The sequence below is a fragment of the Leptotrichia shahii genome (genome assembly GCF_008327825.1).
Classification (GTDB): Bacteria; Fusobacteriota; Fusobacteriia; order Fusobacteriales; family Leptotrichiaceae; genus Leptotrichia; species Leptotrichia shahii.
This window is the reverse complement of record NZ_AP019827.1, coordinates 1,984,068-2,000,209: the sequence shown is the minus strand read 5'-3', so window position 1 is coordinate 2,000,209 and position 16,142 is coordinate 1,984,068. Positions and strand designations below refer to the sequence as shown.

The window sequence follows — 16,142 nt, the reverse complement described above, 5'->3', positions numbered from 1 at the left end:
TTTGCCGTGCATTATAAAAATATTTAGTTGCTTATTGTAAAAAAATAAGGTATAATATGATTATCAATAATATTATATTTTTTTAATATTTATGAAATAATAACTTTAGGAGGTAAGAATATGGGATTAATAAATTACTTTGAAGAAAAACGTCTTGAAAGAGAAAGAGCAATTAGGAATGAGCAAGTAATTGATTCATTGAAATTTCTTGCTAGTATAGGTGCTGGATTTACATTAGGTGTGCTATTTGCTAAAAAATCAGGAAAAGAAACTAGAAAAGATATTTCAAATGCAACTAAGGAAGGGCTTAATTATGTAGGTAAAAATCTTAATAATGCAAAAAATTATATTAAAGATAAAACTTCTGATATGAAAGAAGCTATTGCTGAGAAATATGATGAAATCAAAACTAAAACTATTCCAGAAAAAATTGATGATTTTGAAGATAAAGTAGAAGATGTGAAAGAAGAAATAAAAAAATAGTAAGAAACTAGGAGGAAATATGGTAACAATAAATTTATATTTAATTTTCAAAATTCTTCTAAATGTTTCACTTGCAATACTTTTTATATTATTTTTTATAACATTAATAAAACTTATTTCTGTTATCTCAAAAATAAATTCTTTACTACAAAAAAATAAGGAACAATTAGAAACAAGTATTGCTCAGATTCCTAGTTTAGTAAAAAATAGTGAAAAAATATTAGAAAATACAAATAATAATTTAAAAAAAATAAATGTATTAGTGGAAAATGTTAATGATATATTAAAAGCTTCTAAAAAAGATATTGTTAATACTTCTGGTAATGTATCTTTAACTTTAGAAAACATTAAAAATGTTTCTTCTAGCGTTGCAGAATCAAGTAAATCTATTGCTAGCAACTTTATTGATAAAAGTGCTGGCATTAAAAAAAATGTTAATGGTTTTATAAGTATAGTAAATATTGCCTTAAGTTATTGGGATATATTAAAAAAAATCTTTAAAAAGAAAAAAAATAGGAGGAAATTATGGGAATAATAGCTTGGTTAATACTTGGTGGTCTTTCTGGCTGGATAGCTAGCATGATAATGAATAAAAATGCTTCAATGGGAATAATGGCTAATATAGTGACAGGAATCATTGGTGCCTTTATTGGTGGAGTAGTCTTTAATTTTTTTGGGCATCAAAAAGTAACAGGATTCAATTTTCATAGTGTTTTAGTATCTGTAGTAGGAGCATGCATTTTACTTTGGATAATTGGAGCAATTAATAAAAAATAAAATTTTTTAAAGGGAAATGTTAAAATGGAAAGATTTTATTAATATTAATTGATATTTTTCAATAAGAATATTTGATATTTTATATATAATTATTAATTAAAATCTAATAATAAATCCTTATTAATAAATTAAGGATTTGAGCAATTTTAGAAATTCTGTAATTTTCTTTTAGCAGAACTTCTAGTTTATTTCTTACATTTATGGTAAAATACTCATAACTCATGATATATTTCCTTTCATTAATGTTTTTGTGATTAATAACATTTTAATATGAAACTATCATGAGTTTTTATATTTTTTGAAATATATTATGCAGTCTATGATATTTTAATACTATTCCCGCTTGAAACAATAGTTTTGTATAACTTTTGCAACACAAGGGATTTTGACCCCTTGTTAGAAAATAAGTAAAAAATAATCTCTATTTTTTAAATGAGGTTTAGTATAAAGTTGCAAAAAGAATGATTTTTTAAGGATTTAATGGTCTGAATTTAAAAAAAGTAGAATAATAATAAAAATTTTAAAAAAAGAGTTGAAATATTTGTAAATATATGTTATACTTATTAAGTAATAAAATTAATGTGGTCGCATAGCTCAGTTGGGAGAGCACCTGCCTTACAAGCAGGGGGTCATTGGTTCGAGCCCAATTGTGACCACCATTTTTATGGAGGTGTAGCTCAGTTGGTTAGAGTGCTTGCCTGTCACGCAAGATGTCGCGAGTTCGAGTCTCGTCACTTCCGCCATTTATGCCCAGATAGCTCAGTCGGTAGAGCAAGGGACTGAAAATCCCTGTGTCCGTGGTTCGATTCCGCGTCTGGGCACCATCATAACAACTAAAATTAGGATATATAGTGCAAATCAGTAATTATACTGTTTTGCATTTTTTTTGTATTATTTTTTTAATAGTAAATTTTTTATTAAAGAATTAGGATTTCATGCAGTTAGATGACTAATGTCAGATTTTATTTAAAAAATAGAAAACATATTTTATTTGTTTCTAACAAGAGTGAAAGAATCCTTTTTAAACAGAATTTATAAATGAATCCATTAATTTAATGGAAGATGGTATAATATTTGAACAGATTTTAGAATTTCTTTAAAAAATTAACATAGCTGTTTTACCTAATAAAAAGGCATTTTACAAAGAGAAAGATTTATCATGTCAAGATTATAAAGTTATTGGAAAAATGATTGACAAATTAGAAAAAAAATTATATTATAATACAATGACTTGTAAGTCAATTTTTATTGTTAGGTAGGAAGATGTCTGGGAAAGAAAAAAATATAAAAAAACAGAAAAAAAGAAAAATATTGGAAAAAGCCTTTGAATTATTTAGAAAAAATGGGTATACGGATACAAAAGTTGAGGATATAACAAGAAAGCTGGGAATTTCAAAAGGGAGTTTTTATACGTATTTCAAAACGAAAGAGGAACTTTTGTGTGAAGTATTAGAAAGTGTAAAAAAATCTGAAATGAAAAAATATTCAAAAGTAGAAATTGATGAAAATCCGAGAAAAACTTTGGAAAATTTTATTAAAGAGAGATTTAAAAGTTTTCTAGAACTTTTGAATAATGTGGATATTGGAATAGTAAGGTCTTTTGCTCAAAATACAATTGCAGGGAAGTTTCATGAAGAGATGACAAAATTTTTTAAGAGTTTTATTAAAGAAAATATACTTTTAAGATATGAAAGTAACAGGGAATACGATATGGAAATTATTTCAGATTTTATAATTCTGGCAATTAATAATTATTTGATTGAAAAAATTGTATGTAAAAAAGAGTATACTTTTTCTTCAAAAGAAGAATTTGACGGGATAGTAGAGGATAATCAGAAATTGATTAATGAAATTGTAAAATTCATCGATAATGCACTGAAACAGATTAAATAGGAGGACAAAATGAAAAAAAATAAATTGCGAATGATAGTGATGTCATTATTATTGATAATTGCAATCCCAAGTCTTGCGGAAAAAATAACAATACAAGAAGCGGCAGAAATGGCAATTAAAAATAATAAAGATATTAAGATTGAGATGTTAAAAACAGAACAAGAGAAAATAGATGTGGATAGAGCCTGGGCAAATAAATTTTTTACAGTAGGCTATTCGGGAAGTGCTCAAGGGCATTTAGATAAAAAATTTAATAGAACTGGAGAGGCTTATCAACATTATTTAACATTATCACAGCCTATTTATACAGGTGGAAAATTGAAGTTGAATCATGAAATTAGTAAAGAAAAATTGACGTTGGCGCAGCTTAGTCTGGATAAAGTGAAAAAAGATACAGTTTTAAGTACAGTTCAGGCATATATTGATGTTTATAATGCAATGAGCACGTTGGGAGTATTGCAGAAATCAAAGGAAACGTTAGATGAGAATTTAAAAACACAAAAAGAATTGTATGATTTGAGGATGACTACTCAGCCAGAGCTTACTGAAGCAGAAAGAAGCGTGGCGTCCATTGAAGCGCAAATTGTGGAACAGGAAGGAAATATTGAAGTTTCAAAAGAAGCATTGGGAATTTTAATTGGAGTGAAAAATAGTTCGCAAATCGAGATAGTTCCATTTGGAGTAGAGGATAACTTTACAAAAACAGTTAAATTGGATGAAGATTTAGCAAAATTGCCGATAGAAAATACAGAATACAAAATGGCTGTGAAACAAAATGATCTAAGCAAAAAAAATATAAAGATACAAGAAGCTGACTTTAAACCGACAATTAGTGGAATGGTAAATTATGGTGTATTACAAAGTCAAGATAAATTTGGAAATATTTTTAAGACAAGGAATTTTACGACTTCAGCTGGAGTAAAGTGGAGCTGGGACATATTTGACTGGGGGACAAGAAAAAATAATGTGAATTATGCGAAAAAGACTCAGGAAATATCAGCAGTTCAAGTAGACCAAACTTTGGAAGCTGTTCAAGCTAATATGAAAAAAACTTATTATCAATTGAGATCTCTTGAAAAAAGTATAGCGGCATTACAGCTGGCGGTCCAAAAAGCAGAAGAATCTTATAATTTAGAAAGAGAAAGATATTCATATAGATTAATTACAATGGAAAATTTATTGCAATCAGAAACAAATTTAAGACAGGCTAGAGTAAATTATGCACAGGCTAAATTGAATTATTACTTTTTAGTTTCTAAATATGGAGCATTTTTAGATTAGGAATATTGAAAAAATGAGATAATTAAAATTTTTAAATTTTTATAAATGATTATTGAAAAATAAAAATAGAAAATTGGGAGGCAAAATGAAGATAAATAAAAAAGCAATTATAGTGATGATAATATTAGCATTGCTGACTGTTTCTTGTGGAAAGAAAAAACCAAGAGGAAATTCATCTACAGCGAGACCAGTAAAAGTACAAGTAATTGGTCAAAATCAAATGTCGTTAGGATATACGGCGAGCGGTTCGATAAAAGGGATTGAAGAAATACCTTATACAGCGACTTCGAGCGGGGAAGTTGTAGTAGTAAATGGGAAAAATGGTGATTATGTAAATGCTGGGCAAGTTATTGTAGCGATTGATAATCAGGCAGCAAGATCAGGTGTCAGATCGGCAGTTTCAAATGTGAGAACGGCAGAATCTAATATCAGTTCGGCACATGGAGATGTAAGTGCAGCTAGAAGTAATATAGCATCAGCAGAAGCGGCAGTTGAAGAAGCTAGAATTAATTATCAAAAATATAAAATGCTATATGATAAGAGATTAATAACAGAAACAGATTTCTTGACAGCACAAACAAAATTGAGTTCAGCACAAGCTAATTTAAATTCAGCTAGAAGCAACTATAATACAGCAGTAAATGCATTGTCTTCCAGAAAAAACAGTTTGAGTTCAGCACAAGCTGATTTGGCTACAGCAAATGACAATAATAGTAAAACAGTTATTAAGACTAAAGTTAGCGGATATATTGCAAATATGAATTTGGAAAGACATCAGCAAGTATCGGCAGGAGCACAGCTATTTACATTAGTTAATGAAAGTGAAATGAAATTGGAAATTGGAGTTCCAGCGGAAATTGTTAAAAAAATTCAAATGGGAGCACAGGCAACTGTAAAAGTTGATGAACTGAATGGTAAAGAAATTATTGGAACAGTTTATGAAATAGCTGCTTCAGCTGATTCAGCCAGCAGACAATTCATTGTAAAAGTTAAATTCCCAAATCCTGATAGAGAATTAAAAAGTGGAATGTACGGAAAAGCAAATATTGCAACAGGAGCTGAAGACGGGTTAATAATTCCTAAAAAATCAATTGTAGTAAGAGGAGTTCAGCAAGTTGTCTATGTTATTAGAGATGGAAAAGCAGTTATGATACCGATAAATATTTCTAATCAAAATGAAGAATATGCGGCGGTAACTGGAGATGGGTTGACATCAGGAGACCAGCTAGTTGTTGATGGGCAAAATGTTGTACAGGCGAATGAAAAAGTTAATATTGTGCAATAAAAATAATAGATATTGAGAATATTTACTATAAAAATTTTTGGAAAAGAGTATAAATAGAGAACTAAAATTATGTTTTTACAAAAAATATTAGGCGAATGAAAAAGTCAATAAATTAAAAGGTTATAACCATAATGGGTCAAGAACCCTTGTAAAAGAGTGGAGAAAAACAGGAAAGTCAAGTATAGAAAAATATTGTGGTTATTGGAATTTTTATACTTTTATAAATGGATGACAAAAAATATGGAAAGGAGAGTACGGTTATTGCAATCGTATGAGATAAAATGACAGTAGCAGAATTTGCAACGAAGAAAGTAGTGTCGACAACGATGATACTTATATTTATGATTTTTGCTGGTTGGGTAGCGATGACGGGTATGAAACAGGAGAGAATACCAGATTTCGATATACCGATAGTTGTTATTAATGCCACTTGGACGGGAGCAACAGCGGAAGATGTAAAAACGCAAGTATCAAAAAAACTGGAAGATGCGGCATTAAATGTAGATGGAATTAAAAATATAACAACTTCATCTTCTTATGGTTCATCAGTAGTTATGATAGAGTTTAACTATGGTGTAGATACAGATATTAAACAAGTACAAGTTCAAACACAAATAGATAAAATAAAAGGACAATTGCCAGATGATGATAACTTTAAAGATCCTACAGTATCAAAAATGGATGCGACAGGTAGCTCCAATATGGCACTGATGATTGGGATTACTGGGGAAAATAAACAGTTAATAACATCGTTTGCTGAAGAAACATTACAGCCTAGATTGAAAAGAAATAGAGGTATTGGTAATATTTCTATAATGGGTAATGCGACAAGACAAATTAAAGTTTGGTTGGATCCAGCTAGATTGAAGGAATATAATTTGTCAGCGGCAGAAATTTATAGTAAAATAAAAGCAGCTAATACAGTAACACCAGCAGGTACGATAACTGATGGGACGAAAGAATTTATCTTAAAAGTTGATGGGGAGTTAAAAGAGCTTGATCAAATTCAAGATATAATTATTTCAAATCAAAATAATCAAACGGTTAGATTGGCTGATGTGGCAAAAGTTGAGTATGGAACAGAGGATCCAACATCGTATGTAACATATAATGGAAAAGAAATGGTTGCTGTTATGATTCAAAAGAGTAAAGATGGTAACTTGGTAGAGGTTGCGAAAAAGGCTAAGGAAACTTTGAAAGAAGCAAAACCATTATTTCCAGAAGGTTCTAATTATAATATAATAGTTGATAACAGTGAGAAAGTTAGTGAATCAATAAAAAATGTTGCAAGTTCTGGGATACAAGCGGTTATCATTACAATTATAGTGCTTTTTGTATTCTTGAAAAACTTGAGAGCATCATTAGTCGTGGGAACATTGATTCCGATTTCAGCAATGTTTACGTTCTTCTTACTTACAACACAAGGAATAACATTGAATATGATTTCGTTAATGGGATTGTCACTTGCGGTCGGATCACTGGTAGATAACGGGGTTGTTACACTGGATAATATTTTTGATCACATTCAGATTAATAAGGAACCAGCAGATGTAGCAGCGGTACGGGGTACAAATGAAGTAATTCTTCCGATGATGGCGTCAACGGCGACTTCAGTTTGTGTATTTCTACCTATTATATTGTTTGAAGGAATTACTAAAGAAGTATTTAAAAGTATTGCATTTTCAATGATGTTTGCGTTATCAGCTTCGATTATTGTTGCGATGTTATGGGTTCCGATGGCTTCAAGTTTATTTTTAGATGTTAAAAAAATCTCAGATAATGCTGAAAAAGCCGATAGATTTAATGCATTTAGGGATAAATATAAAGAATTAGTGGCAAAAGTATTGGGAAATAGTTGGAAAATGGTAATTGGAATTGTAATAGCATTTGTAGTAGTTGTATTTGGAATAGGAAAAACAGTAAAAACTACATTCTTCCCAACAATTGATGATAATCAATATTCGGTAGTTGCGACACTTGCGACTGGGCTAGATTTAGATGTATCAAAAGATATTGCGAATAAAATGGAGGCAGTTGTAAAAGCGGATCCAGCGACTAAAGATATAAATGTACTTGCTTCAAAAGATGCAGCGGTAATAAATGTCGACGTAAAAAAAGACACAATGAAAGCAATGAATCGTGTTAGGGAAAAATTAAAGGATTTACCAAATGTAACACTTGCAGTTTCACCGCAAAAAGCAGGAGGTCGTTCATCGCAGAAAGATTATTCGTTTCAAATAGAAGGTGATGACCCACAAGAATTGAATAGAATAGCAAATGCAATAATGGCTGACATGAAAAGCCAGTCATGGTTTAAAGATGTTAAGTCATCAACAGAAGGGGGATATCCACAGGCTAAGCTGGAAGTAGACAGAGTAAAAGCTGAAAGTTATGGAATAACTGTAACAGATATTACTCAAATGTTGTTTATGACAGCTTCTGGATCTGCAAATCCGATTGATGTAACTCAAAGTACAGAAACATTGGATGTAGTACTGGAATTAGAAAAAAATCAAAAAAATTCATTGAATAAAATTATGGATTTAGAGATAAAAACTAATAAAGGAACTTATGTTAGATTAGGGGATATTGCTACAATGCAGTATGAAGAAAGTGCTTCAACTATTTCAACAGAAAATGGAACAAGAATTGTAACAATTGGTGCAAACTTGGATAGTTCGAAAGGGTTTAACGATGCAGCAGCATTTATTCAACAGTCATTCAAGAAAACAAATCCAGCTGAAGGATATAAAATTGGAGTAGCAGGACAAGCTAAAAACCAATCTGAAATGGGTGGACAAATTATGAAAGACTTGCTACTTGCGATTGTGTTGATTTATACAGTACTTGCAGTTCAGCTAGAATCATTTATCTTGCCGCTTATGATTATGACAACATTGCCACTTTCTATGATTGGAGTAATTTTAGGATTAGCGATAACTAGAGTACAACTTAGTATGTTCGTTATGATCGGTATCTTGATGTTATTTGGTATGGCGGTTAATAATGCGATTGTAATGCTTGATTTCGTTGCAGGACTGCGGAAAAAAGGCTGGACGATACACGATGCCTTAGTAGAAGCCTGTGGTTCAAGACTCCGACCAATTTTAATGACAACACTTACAACTGTATTGGGATGGCTTCCAATGGTATTCTCAAGTAAAGGAAGCTCGGGATATTATCAAGGAATGGCTATTGCGGTAATGTTTGGACTTTCATTCTGTACGGTATTGACATTGTTCTTTACGCCAGTGTTGTATTCGTTGGTTGAAGAAAGAAAAGAAAGAAAACAAAAAGAAAAGGAAGAAAAAAGAAGACAAGGAAAAGAAGAAGAACGAAAAGGATATACTAAATAATTCGATTCTTTGATTTATTGGAATGTTCGATAATTTGTAAAATATAATTTTTGTGAGTTATCGAATAAAGTTAAATTTATAAAGAGTAGAGAGGAGAATTTTGTGAAAAGATTAGAGATATATTTTGATTCGTTTTATACTGAAAAAATGAAAGAGGAATTGAGAGAATATGGAATAGATCAATATTTTATAGTTCCAACTGTTCATAGCTCCTGGAGTAAAACTTTTAAGCATTTTAATACACATGTTTGGCCAGGAACAGATAGTATTCTAATTACTTATCTAGAAGATGAGCATGCAGAAGAAATTTTGCGGATTATAAAAATTATGAAAATAGACTTAGGCAGAGGGATTTCTATGGGAGCAGTTATTATGCCAGTTGAAGATATTATTTTGTAAAAAATATAATTTTATACTATCTTCCAATTAAATAGTAAATTAATTATAATTTTCTCGTAAGAGGTCAAGCTTCCTTGTCAGTAAACAGTATAAGATATAATTTCTGTTTTTTAAATGGAATTTGGGTATTAAATGAAAAAGTAGTTTGAATATAAAAAAGAACGGAGTGATTATTAATGGCAGTTTTTGAATTGAAACATCCACTAATTGAACATAAACTTTCAAATTTGAGAAATAAACATACAGATACTAAACTTTTTAGGGAAAGCCTAAACGAAATAGCAGGACTTATGGTTTATGAAGCAACAAAACATTTGCCGCTCAAGGAGATTGAAACAGAAACTCCTATTCAGAAAACTACTACAAAAGTTCTAGATAAGCCAATAACATTAGTTCCCATCCTAAGAGCAGGACTTGGAATGATAGATGGAATACTGCAGCTTCTTCCAAATGCAAAAGTAGGGCATCTGGGAGTTTACAGAAACGAAGAAACCTTAGAGCCAGTCTACTATTACGCAAAAATGCCAACAAATGTTGTTGAAAGTCAAGTTTTCGTAGTAGATCCAATGCTTGCAACAGGAGGTTCAATGATTTACACACTTGACTATTTGAAAGAAAAAGGCGTAAAAAACATAACGGTGCTTTGTATCATTGGTGCTCCTGAAGGAATAAAGAAATTTACTGAAAAACATCCCGATGTTGACTTATACATTGCGGCAATTGATGATGGACTTAATGAACATGCGTATATCTATCCAGGATTGGGAGATGCAGGAGATAGAATATTTGGAACAAAATAGTAAAATGGATTTTTTAGGAAGATACTCTAATTAAAACAATTAGGGTATTTTTTGTATATTTTAATTAATAAATATTTTTCCATATTACTATGTTTTTTCTTTTTTATTTCTGTAGGATTGCTCATTGCCGCAAATCCTACGACCTATGGCTAGTCTATGACATTTTTCTGCACTGCCAAAAAACTCGCTGTGCTCAAACAGTTTTGTCAGCACAGAAAAATGCTCCGACGGATTTTAAAGAGTAAAAATTATATTTTAATTATTTAAAAATATTGAGTTGTTATTCTTTATTAGAAAAATTTATAATAAATTTCTTATTTAACCGAGATTTAGTATAATAATAATTTTTTCTTCTTCAAAAGCAAAAAAGAAGCAGAATCTCAAAAATTCCACTTCTTCACATAATGATTTATTAATAACTATTTCCGTCTTTATCTTCACAATAAACATTTCCATATTGCTTATAACAATGGTATCCTCTTTCAGCTCTATCCCTTTTCATTTCCTGATATGCTTCATTATCAAGTAGACTGCAACTAACCACAGCCATTCCCAAAACAGTAATCAAAATCAATTTTTTCAAATCCATCAACTCCAATCAAAAATAATTTATTAATAAAGCCTATTACCATCTCTATCTACACAATAAGCATTTCCATTTTTTATATAACATCTTTCTCCATTTTCTCTTCTGCTTTCAGTTACTCTGTTCCAATAACTTGGACTAAAAAGTTCACAACTTACTGTAGTCAGAGCAAGAATTACAATCAAAAATAACTTTTTCATATTATCATCTCCACTATATTTTTTTGGATTATAACACATTTTTATGATAATTGTCTTTTTTTTTTTTTTTTTTTTTTTAGAATAACATTATAAAAAACTATTTTTAAACAAGAGTTCAATTTTTTGATTTTAAAAGGGATTGAGAATACATTACAAACTTGATTTAAAAGGAATTTTTATAACTACTTCCGCTCCTTTGGTTTTGCTGTCTTTATTTATAAATACTCCGTAATTTTTGCCGTAATAGAATTTTATTCTTTTATCGACATTTTGAATTCCTACACCGCCAGTTTTGCTCTTTTTGAACTGTTTAGCTTTTTCAAAGCCTATTCCGTTGTCTTTGACTGAGATATTGATAGTGCTGTTTTGTCTGTAAACGTCTATTGTGATAATTCCGTTTCCAGAAAGGTTTTTTATTCCGTGATAGATGGAGTTTTCTACAATTGGCTGGATTATGATTTTTGGAACTTCGATGGAAAGAAGGCTTTCGTCTTCTATGTTGAAAAAATAGGAAAGTTTATCTTCATATCTTTGCTTTTGTATGAATAAATATTCTTTAGTGTGCATAATTTCATCTTTTAACGGTATTTTTTCGTGTCCGTTGCTAAGGGAAAGCCTAAAATAGTTTGCAAGTGATTTTGTAATGCTGATTACTTTTTCATTGTCTTCAAATTCTGCCATCCAAATGATTGTATCTAGCGTGTTATACAGAAAATGTGGATTAATCTGGCTGTGAAGAGCCTTTATTTCATATTCCCGCAAATATTTTATCTTTTCAACCATTACATTAAAATGTTCCACAAGGTTCTGAATTTCATAGCCTGTTTTTTCACTTAAATGAAATTCCCGTAGATTATTTTCAAAGTTTTGCATATGATTTTCCAGTTTTATTAAAGGCTTTAGAATCTTTGTTATTACGATAAATGTAATAATAGAGGAAAAAGCTAGTGAAAATAGGAAAATAATGATAACTATGTGAGAAAAATTTTTCTTCAACGTAACTAGGTCATTTGTGTTTGCAAGGCTTCTTAAATTCCAGTTTGTATTTTCAATCTGTGTTTCGTATAAATATGTATCTTTATTTTTATTCTTTTCTGAAAATTTTTCAAGACATTTTTTATCAGCAAAACATTTTACATCTCTGTAATAAATCACATTGCCATGATTATCTATAATAATGCTGTCACTTTGTCTTCCAAAAGCATTAGAACGTAAATACCTTTCAAACATTTCATATTTTATATCAAATACAATAACTCCCAGATTCTCTCCTTTTGAATTTTTTATATCCCGACTAATTGACAAAAACCACGAATTAGAGTTCATGGAAGAATCTTCATCTTTTCTGACTGGATTGAAAACAGGCATATCTGAATTATTTATTGCGTCAACATACCATTTTTCCTTCATCATATTTGCTGATATTTTCATATCGTTATTTTTATCACTGGAAATAATACTACCATTTTTTCCAATCACAGTAATATTTTTTATCCCTTTATTATTATCGAGAATTGAATAAACCATTTTTTCAATACTTTTTTTTGAATTATTATTTCCCAATGTTAAAAAATTTCTAACATCCGCATTAACGGACAAAAGATTAATTATATTTTGTAATTTCTCAACATAAAGTGTGATATAACGTGATGTACTCATTACATTTTCGTTAGTATACTCAATTTCCTTGTTCATTATGATGTATTTTGAAGTATAGTAAAAAATACTGCTTAAAAAAAGTACAAACAGAAGATTTCCAATAATATAATAAAAAAACAGCTGAAGCAGCATCGAGTTTTTCAGAGTTCTTTTTAGTTTCATAGTTTTTCCAGCACACTTTTCTTAAATTCTTTCGGTGTCATTCCAAAAGTTTTTTTAAATTTTGAATTGAAATAATTAAAGTTTTCCATTCCTACAAGTTCTCCAATTTGATAATTTTTCAGATCTGTTGTCAAAAGCAGCAGCTTTGCCTTTTCCATCCGCATATTATTCAAATAGTCCTGAAAAGGAATACCAAACAAATTTTTAAAAAGTGAACTCAAATATCCAGAAGATAAATTCATTTCGTCCGCTAGAGAATTTAAGTTAAAGGAAATATCGCTGTATTTTTCTTCAATTTTTTTTGTTAAAATATCTTTATACTTGCTATGAGAAATATTTTTATCAGATTTCTCAATTTGACTAATTTTATTAATAATTTTTCTTGCTTCGTTATATTTTTTATCTTCTTCCAGCTTATATATAAGTTTTGAAATTATTTCATTTATATCCGTTTTTGAAACAGGTTTTAAAATATAGTCTTCAACTCCGATTTTTAAAGCCTTTTGAGCATATTCAAAATAGTCATATCCAGAAATAATGGCTATCTTAACATCACTTTTCAGATATTTCATTTCCTCCGCAAGAGTCAGCCCATTTTTAAAGGGAATATTTATATCCAGCAAGACAAGGTCAGGCAAGACTTCTGAAAAAGTCTTAAAGGCAGAATTACCGTCTTCTGCCTCATAAACATCACTTATCTTATATTTTTCAAAATCAATAAAGGTTTTAATACCTCTTCTTATAATCGGTTCATCATCAATTATTAAAATACTATACACTTATTTAACAGCTCCTTTGATTTGTGCAGTAGTCAGATGTCCCGGCAAAGTTTTAACAATATTCAAGTTCCCATCCAATATAATGTTTGAAGGATATCCCAAAACTTTTGCCCTTTTTAGCACTTCTCCCTTTTCGTCCAGCAAAACAGTAGTATTTTTGTAATTAAGCCCTTTATACCACTGAATAAATTTAGCTGTAGGTTTTTCTCCTTTTTGTCCCGGAGAAGCAATTGTTATAACTGTAAAATTCTTACTTTTATCTGCACTTAAAGAATTAATTTCGCTTAATCCCGAAAGACAGATAGGACACCATGAAGCCCACATTTTAATATATATTTTCTTACCTTTGTACTTGTTAAGGGAAACAGGTTTATTATTAATGTCCTTTAACTGAACTCCTTGCAATGTATTTCCAAATGAAATCGATCCAAAACTCAACAAAGTTACAATTGTTACAATTAATTTTTTCATAAAAATTACTTCCTTTCTGTATTATAGCAAATTTAAAATATTTTTTGTAATTATTTTTTAAGTTATTTTGATTACTAATTGTTTTATAAAATTTAAAAAATAAAATTATTAAAACTTATTCATTATTAGCAAAATTCCCATAAATATAATTAGAAATCCTCCAAAGATTTTAAAATAGTTTGTGTATTGATTTAAAGCTCGTACTTTTTTTAGCAATTCCTGAGAGAAAAAGGAAAATAGAACAAATGGAGTGGCAAGTCCTAAGACGTATATAAACATCATTAGCCCTCCATAGACTGCAGATCCTTTTTCGCCTGCAAGAGTAAGCACCGAGGCAAGAATAGGGCCTACACACGGAGTCCACCCTAGACTAAATGTCAATCCTAGCAAAAAAGCCTGTAATGAAGAATTTTTCTCAATTAAATCCAAATTTACAGATTTATTTTTTTCTAAAAAGTTAAATTTTAAGATGCCTGTCTGATGTAATCCCAGTATTATTACAAGTATTCCTGCCAAAACTTTTATAGTGTCATTAAAGAAAATTCCCGTAAGAAAACTAAAACTAAAGCCAATGCTTACAAAAGTAAGTGAAAGACCTAAAATAAATAGAAAGGTATTAAGCACAGTTTTTTTTCCTTTGCTTAAAATTCCCAAATATACAGGAACAATGGGAAGAATACATGGAGATAGAAAACTTGCTACCCCTCCTAAAAATACGCTTCCTACCAGTAATGGCTGATTAAACATAAATTATCTCCTATCCTGTTCATTTTACTGAACTAATTTTATTAAATATCCATAATGCTCTTTTTCCATATCTTTTAATGGGATAAATTTAATTGAAGCACTGTTTATGCAATAACGAAGCCCGCCTTTGTCTTTAGGCCCATCATCAAAAACATGTCCCAAGTGGGCTTTTCCGCTTCGACTAAGCACTTCTGTCCTTACCATATTAAAACTTGTATCATTTGCATAAGTTACAACATCTTTTGAAATAGGTTTTGTAAAACTTGGCCAGCCACAGCCAGAATCATATTTATCTTTTGAGGAAAATAATGGCTCTCCTGTTGTTATGTCCACATAAATTCCAGCTTCATGATTGTCCCAGTACTCGTTTGAAAAAGAATGTTCAGTATTTTTTTTCTGTGTAACGCTGTACTGCAGTGGAGTAAGCCGTTTTTTTAATTCTTCGTCACTTGGTTTTGGATAATCTTTTGGATCAATAATAACTTCATCTGCCTTACTGACATCAATGTGACAATATCCGTTAGGATTTTTTTTCAAATAGTCCTGATGGTATTCTTCTGCGAGTATATAATTTTTCAAAGGCTGAACTTCAACTTGAATTTTATCTGTATATTTTTTCTGCTCTTCTTCAATTTCCTGTAAAATAATTTCTTTATCTTTGGGATTAGTATAATAAATCCCTGTTCTGTATTGTCTGCCTCTATCATTTCCCTGCTGATTAATGCTAGTAGGATCTACAACTTGAAAATAATATTTAAGAAGCTTGCTCAAAGAAATTTTGTTCGCGTCATATTTTACGTGAACTGTTTCTGCGTGATCCGTTGATGCGACAATATTATAACTCGTTTTTTCAGTTTTACCATTCGCATAGCCAACCGTAGCATCCTTTACCCCGTCGATTCTTTCCATATATGCCTCAAGACCCCAGAAACAGCCACCAGCAAGATAGATTTCCCTGATGTTTTCGTTCCCTGTCTGAATCATATTTTCTTTTTTCGGTTTATTTTCATTTCTGTTTTTACGATTTTTATTTGATAATACTACTGAAAATAAAGCTAAAGATAGTATTAAAAATAATAGTAGACTTCTAGATTTCATAAAACCGCCTCCCGATTTATATTTAAATATTTTTTGTATCTACAAGAATAGTATAGTCCAAAAATTGATAAAAAAAAATGAAATATAGTAATATTTTTCTATAATTTTATAATATTTGTTTATTTATTTACTAATCAAATTTGATATAATTTTAAAAAAGAGTTAA

Annotated in this window: 16 protein-coding genes, 3 tRNA genes and 1 pseudogene; 12 read left to right on the top strand and 8 right to left on the bottom strand. The window is 30.1% G+C overall.

Going from position 1 to position 16,142, the window contains the following annotated elements:
• Positions 1-120: 120 nt before the first annotated feature.
• The 3 genes from F1564_RS09305 to F1564_RS09295 are packed head-to-tail and all read left to right on the top strand — an operon-like array spanning position 121 to position 1,260.
• On the top strand, positions 121-483 hold the full coding sequence (locus F1564_RS09305; RefSeq protein WP_018451044.1) for a YtxH domain-containing protein: 363 nt from the start codon (positions 121-123) through the stop codon (positions 481-483).
• 19 nt (positions 484-502) lie between these two features.
• The gene (locus F1564_RS09300; RefSeq protein WP_018451043.1) at positions 503-1,018 is read left to right on the top strand and encodes a DUF948 domain-containing protein; all 516 of its coding nucleotides are present in this window, start codon (positions 503-505) and stop codon (positions 1,016-1,018) included.
• Complete coding sequence (locus tag F1564_RS09295) at positions 1,009-1,260, top strand: GlsB/YeaQ/YmgE family stress response membrane protein (RefSeq protein ID WP_018451042.1); 252 nt, start codon at positions 1,009-1,011, stop codon at positions 1,258-1,260. Before F1564_RS09300 ends, F1564_RS09295 begins: the two co-directional genes overlap by 10 nt.
• Positions 1,261-1,387: 127 nt before the next feature.
• Here F1564_RS09295 and F1564_RS10595 read toward each other — a convergent pair.
• Positions 1,388-1,483: pseudogene (locus F1564_RS10595) on the bottom strand (IS30 family transposase); the annotation flags it as partial.
• A 360-nt stretch (positions 1,484-1,843) separates the two neighbouring features.
• Between F1564_RS10595 and F1564_RS09290 the strand changes: the two are divergent.
• The 9 genes from F1564_RS09290 (at position 1,844) to upp (ending at position 10,274) form a co-directional block, all read left to right on the top strand.
• A tRNA-Val gene (locus tag F1564_RS09290) sits at positions 1,844-1,919 on the top strand.
• Positions 1,920-1,926: 7 nt separating this feature from the next.
• Positions 1,927-2,003 (top strand) — tRNA-Asp (locus tag F1564_RS09285).
• Positions 2,004-2,008: 5 nt separating this feature from the next.
• Positions 2,009-2,084: transfer RNA gene (locus F1564_RS09280), tRNA-Phe, on the top strand.
• A 439-nt stretch (positions 2,085-2,523) separates the two neighbouring features.
• Complete coding sequence (locus F1564_RS09275; RefSeq protein ID WP_018451041.1) at positions 2,524-3,153, top strand: TetR/AcrR family transcriptional regulator; 630 nt, start codon at positions 2,524-2,526, stop codon at positions 3,151-3,153.
• 9 nt (positions 3,154-3,162) lie between these two features.
• Positions 3,163-4,434 (top strand): TolC family protein, encoded by a 1,272-nt coding sequence (locus F1564_RS09270; protein WP_018451040.1) that lies wholly within the window; start codon positions 3,163-3,165, stop codon positions 4,432-4,434.
• Between the two features lie 85 nt (positions 4,435-4,519).
• A complete protein-coding gene (locus tag F1564_RS09265; protein WP_018451039.1) occupies positions 4,520-5,719 on the top strand; it encodes an efflux RND transporter periplasmic adaptor subunit in 1,200 nt (399 codons plus the stop codon).
• 281 nt (positions 5,720-6,000) lie between these two features.
• Positions 6,001-9,075: an efflux RND transporter permease subunit gene (locus F1564_RS09260; protein ID WP_018451038.1), complete on the top strand. Its 3,075-nt coding sequence runs from the start codon at positions 6,001-6,003 to the stop codon at positions 9,073-9,075.
• Positions 9,076-9,177: 102 nt separating this feature from the next.
• Positions 9,178-9,474, top strand: a complete 297-nt coding sequence (locus F1564_RS09255) for a PG0541 family transporter-associated protein (RefSeq protein WP_018451037.1) — start codon at positions 9,178-9,180, stop codon at positions 9,472-9,474.
• Positions 9,475-9,650: 176 nt separating this feature from the next.
• A complete protein-coding gene (upp, locus tag F1564_RS09250) occupies positions 9,651-10,274 on the top strand; it encodes a uracil phosphoribosyltransferase (protein ID WP_018451036.1) in 624 nt (207 codons plus the stop codon).
• Positions 10,275-10,686: 412 nt separating this feature from the next.
• Here the strand turns inward: upp and F1564_RS10135 are convergent, their stop codons facing one another.
• The 7 genes from F1564_RS10135 to msrB form a co-directional block, all read right to left on the bottom strand.
• Positions 10,687-10,857 (bottom strand): hypothetical protein, encoded by a 171-nt coding sequence (locus F1564_RS10135; RefSeq protein WP_154669380.1) that lies wholly within the window; start codon positions 10,855-10,857, stop codon positions 10,687-10,689.
• A gap of 29 nt (positions 10,858-10,886) precedes the next feature.
• The gene (locus F1564_RS10195; protein ID WP_018451034.1) at positions 10,887-11,060 is read right to left on the bottom strand and encodes a hypothetical protein; all 174 of its coding nucleotides are present in this window, start codon (positions 11,058-11,060) and stop codon (positions 10,887-10,889) included.
• Between the two features lie 150 nt (positions 11,061-11,210).
• On the bottom strand, positions 11,211-12,881 hold the full coding sequence (locus F1564_RS09245) for a sensor histidine kinase (protein WP_018451033.1): 1,671 nt from the start codon (positions 12,879-12,881) through the stop codon (positions 11,211-11,213).
• Positions 12,878-13,660: a response regulator transcription factor gene (locus F1564_RS09240; RefSeq protein ID WP_018451032.1), complete on the bottom strand. Its 783-nt coding sequence runs from the start codon at positions 13,658-13,660 to the stop codon at positions 12,878-12,880. Before F1564_RS09240 ends, F1564_RS09245 begins: the two co-directional genes overlap by 4 nt.
• A complete protein-coding gene (locus F1564_RS09235; RefSeq protein WP_018451031.1) occupies positions 13,661-14,131 on the bottom strand; it encodes a redoxin family protein in 471 nt (156 codons plus the stop codon). It lies immediately after the preceding gene.
• 108 nt (positions 14,132-14,239) lie between these two features.
• Positions 14,240-14,878, bottom strand: coding sequence for a cytochrome c biogenesis protein CcdA (locus tag F1564_RS09230; protein WP_018451030.1), 639 nt, complete (start codon positions 14,876-14,878; stop codon positions 14,240-14,242).
• A gap of 24 nt (positions 14,879-14,902) precedes the next feature.
• The gene (msrB, locus tag F1564_RS09225) at positions 14,903-15,976 is read right to left on the bottom strand and encodes a peptide-methionine (R)-S-oxide reductase MsrB (RefSeq protein WP_018451029.1); all 1,074 of its coding nucleotides are present in this window, start codon (positions 15,974-15,976) and stop codon (positions 14,903-14,905) included.
• Positions 15,977-16,142 lie beyond the last annotated feature (166 nt).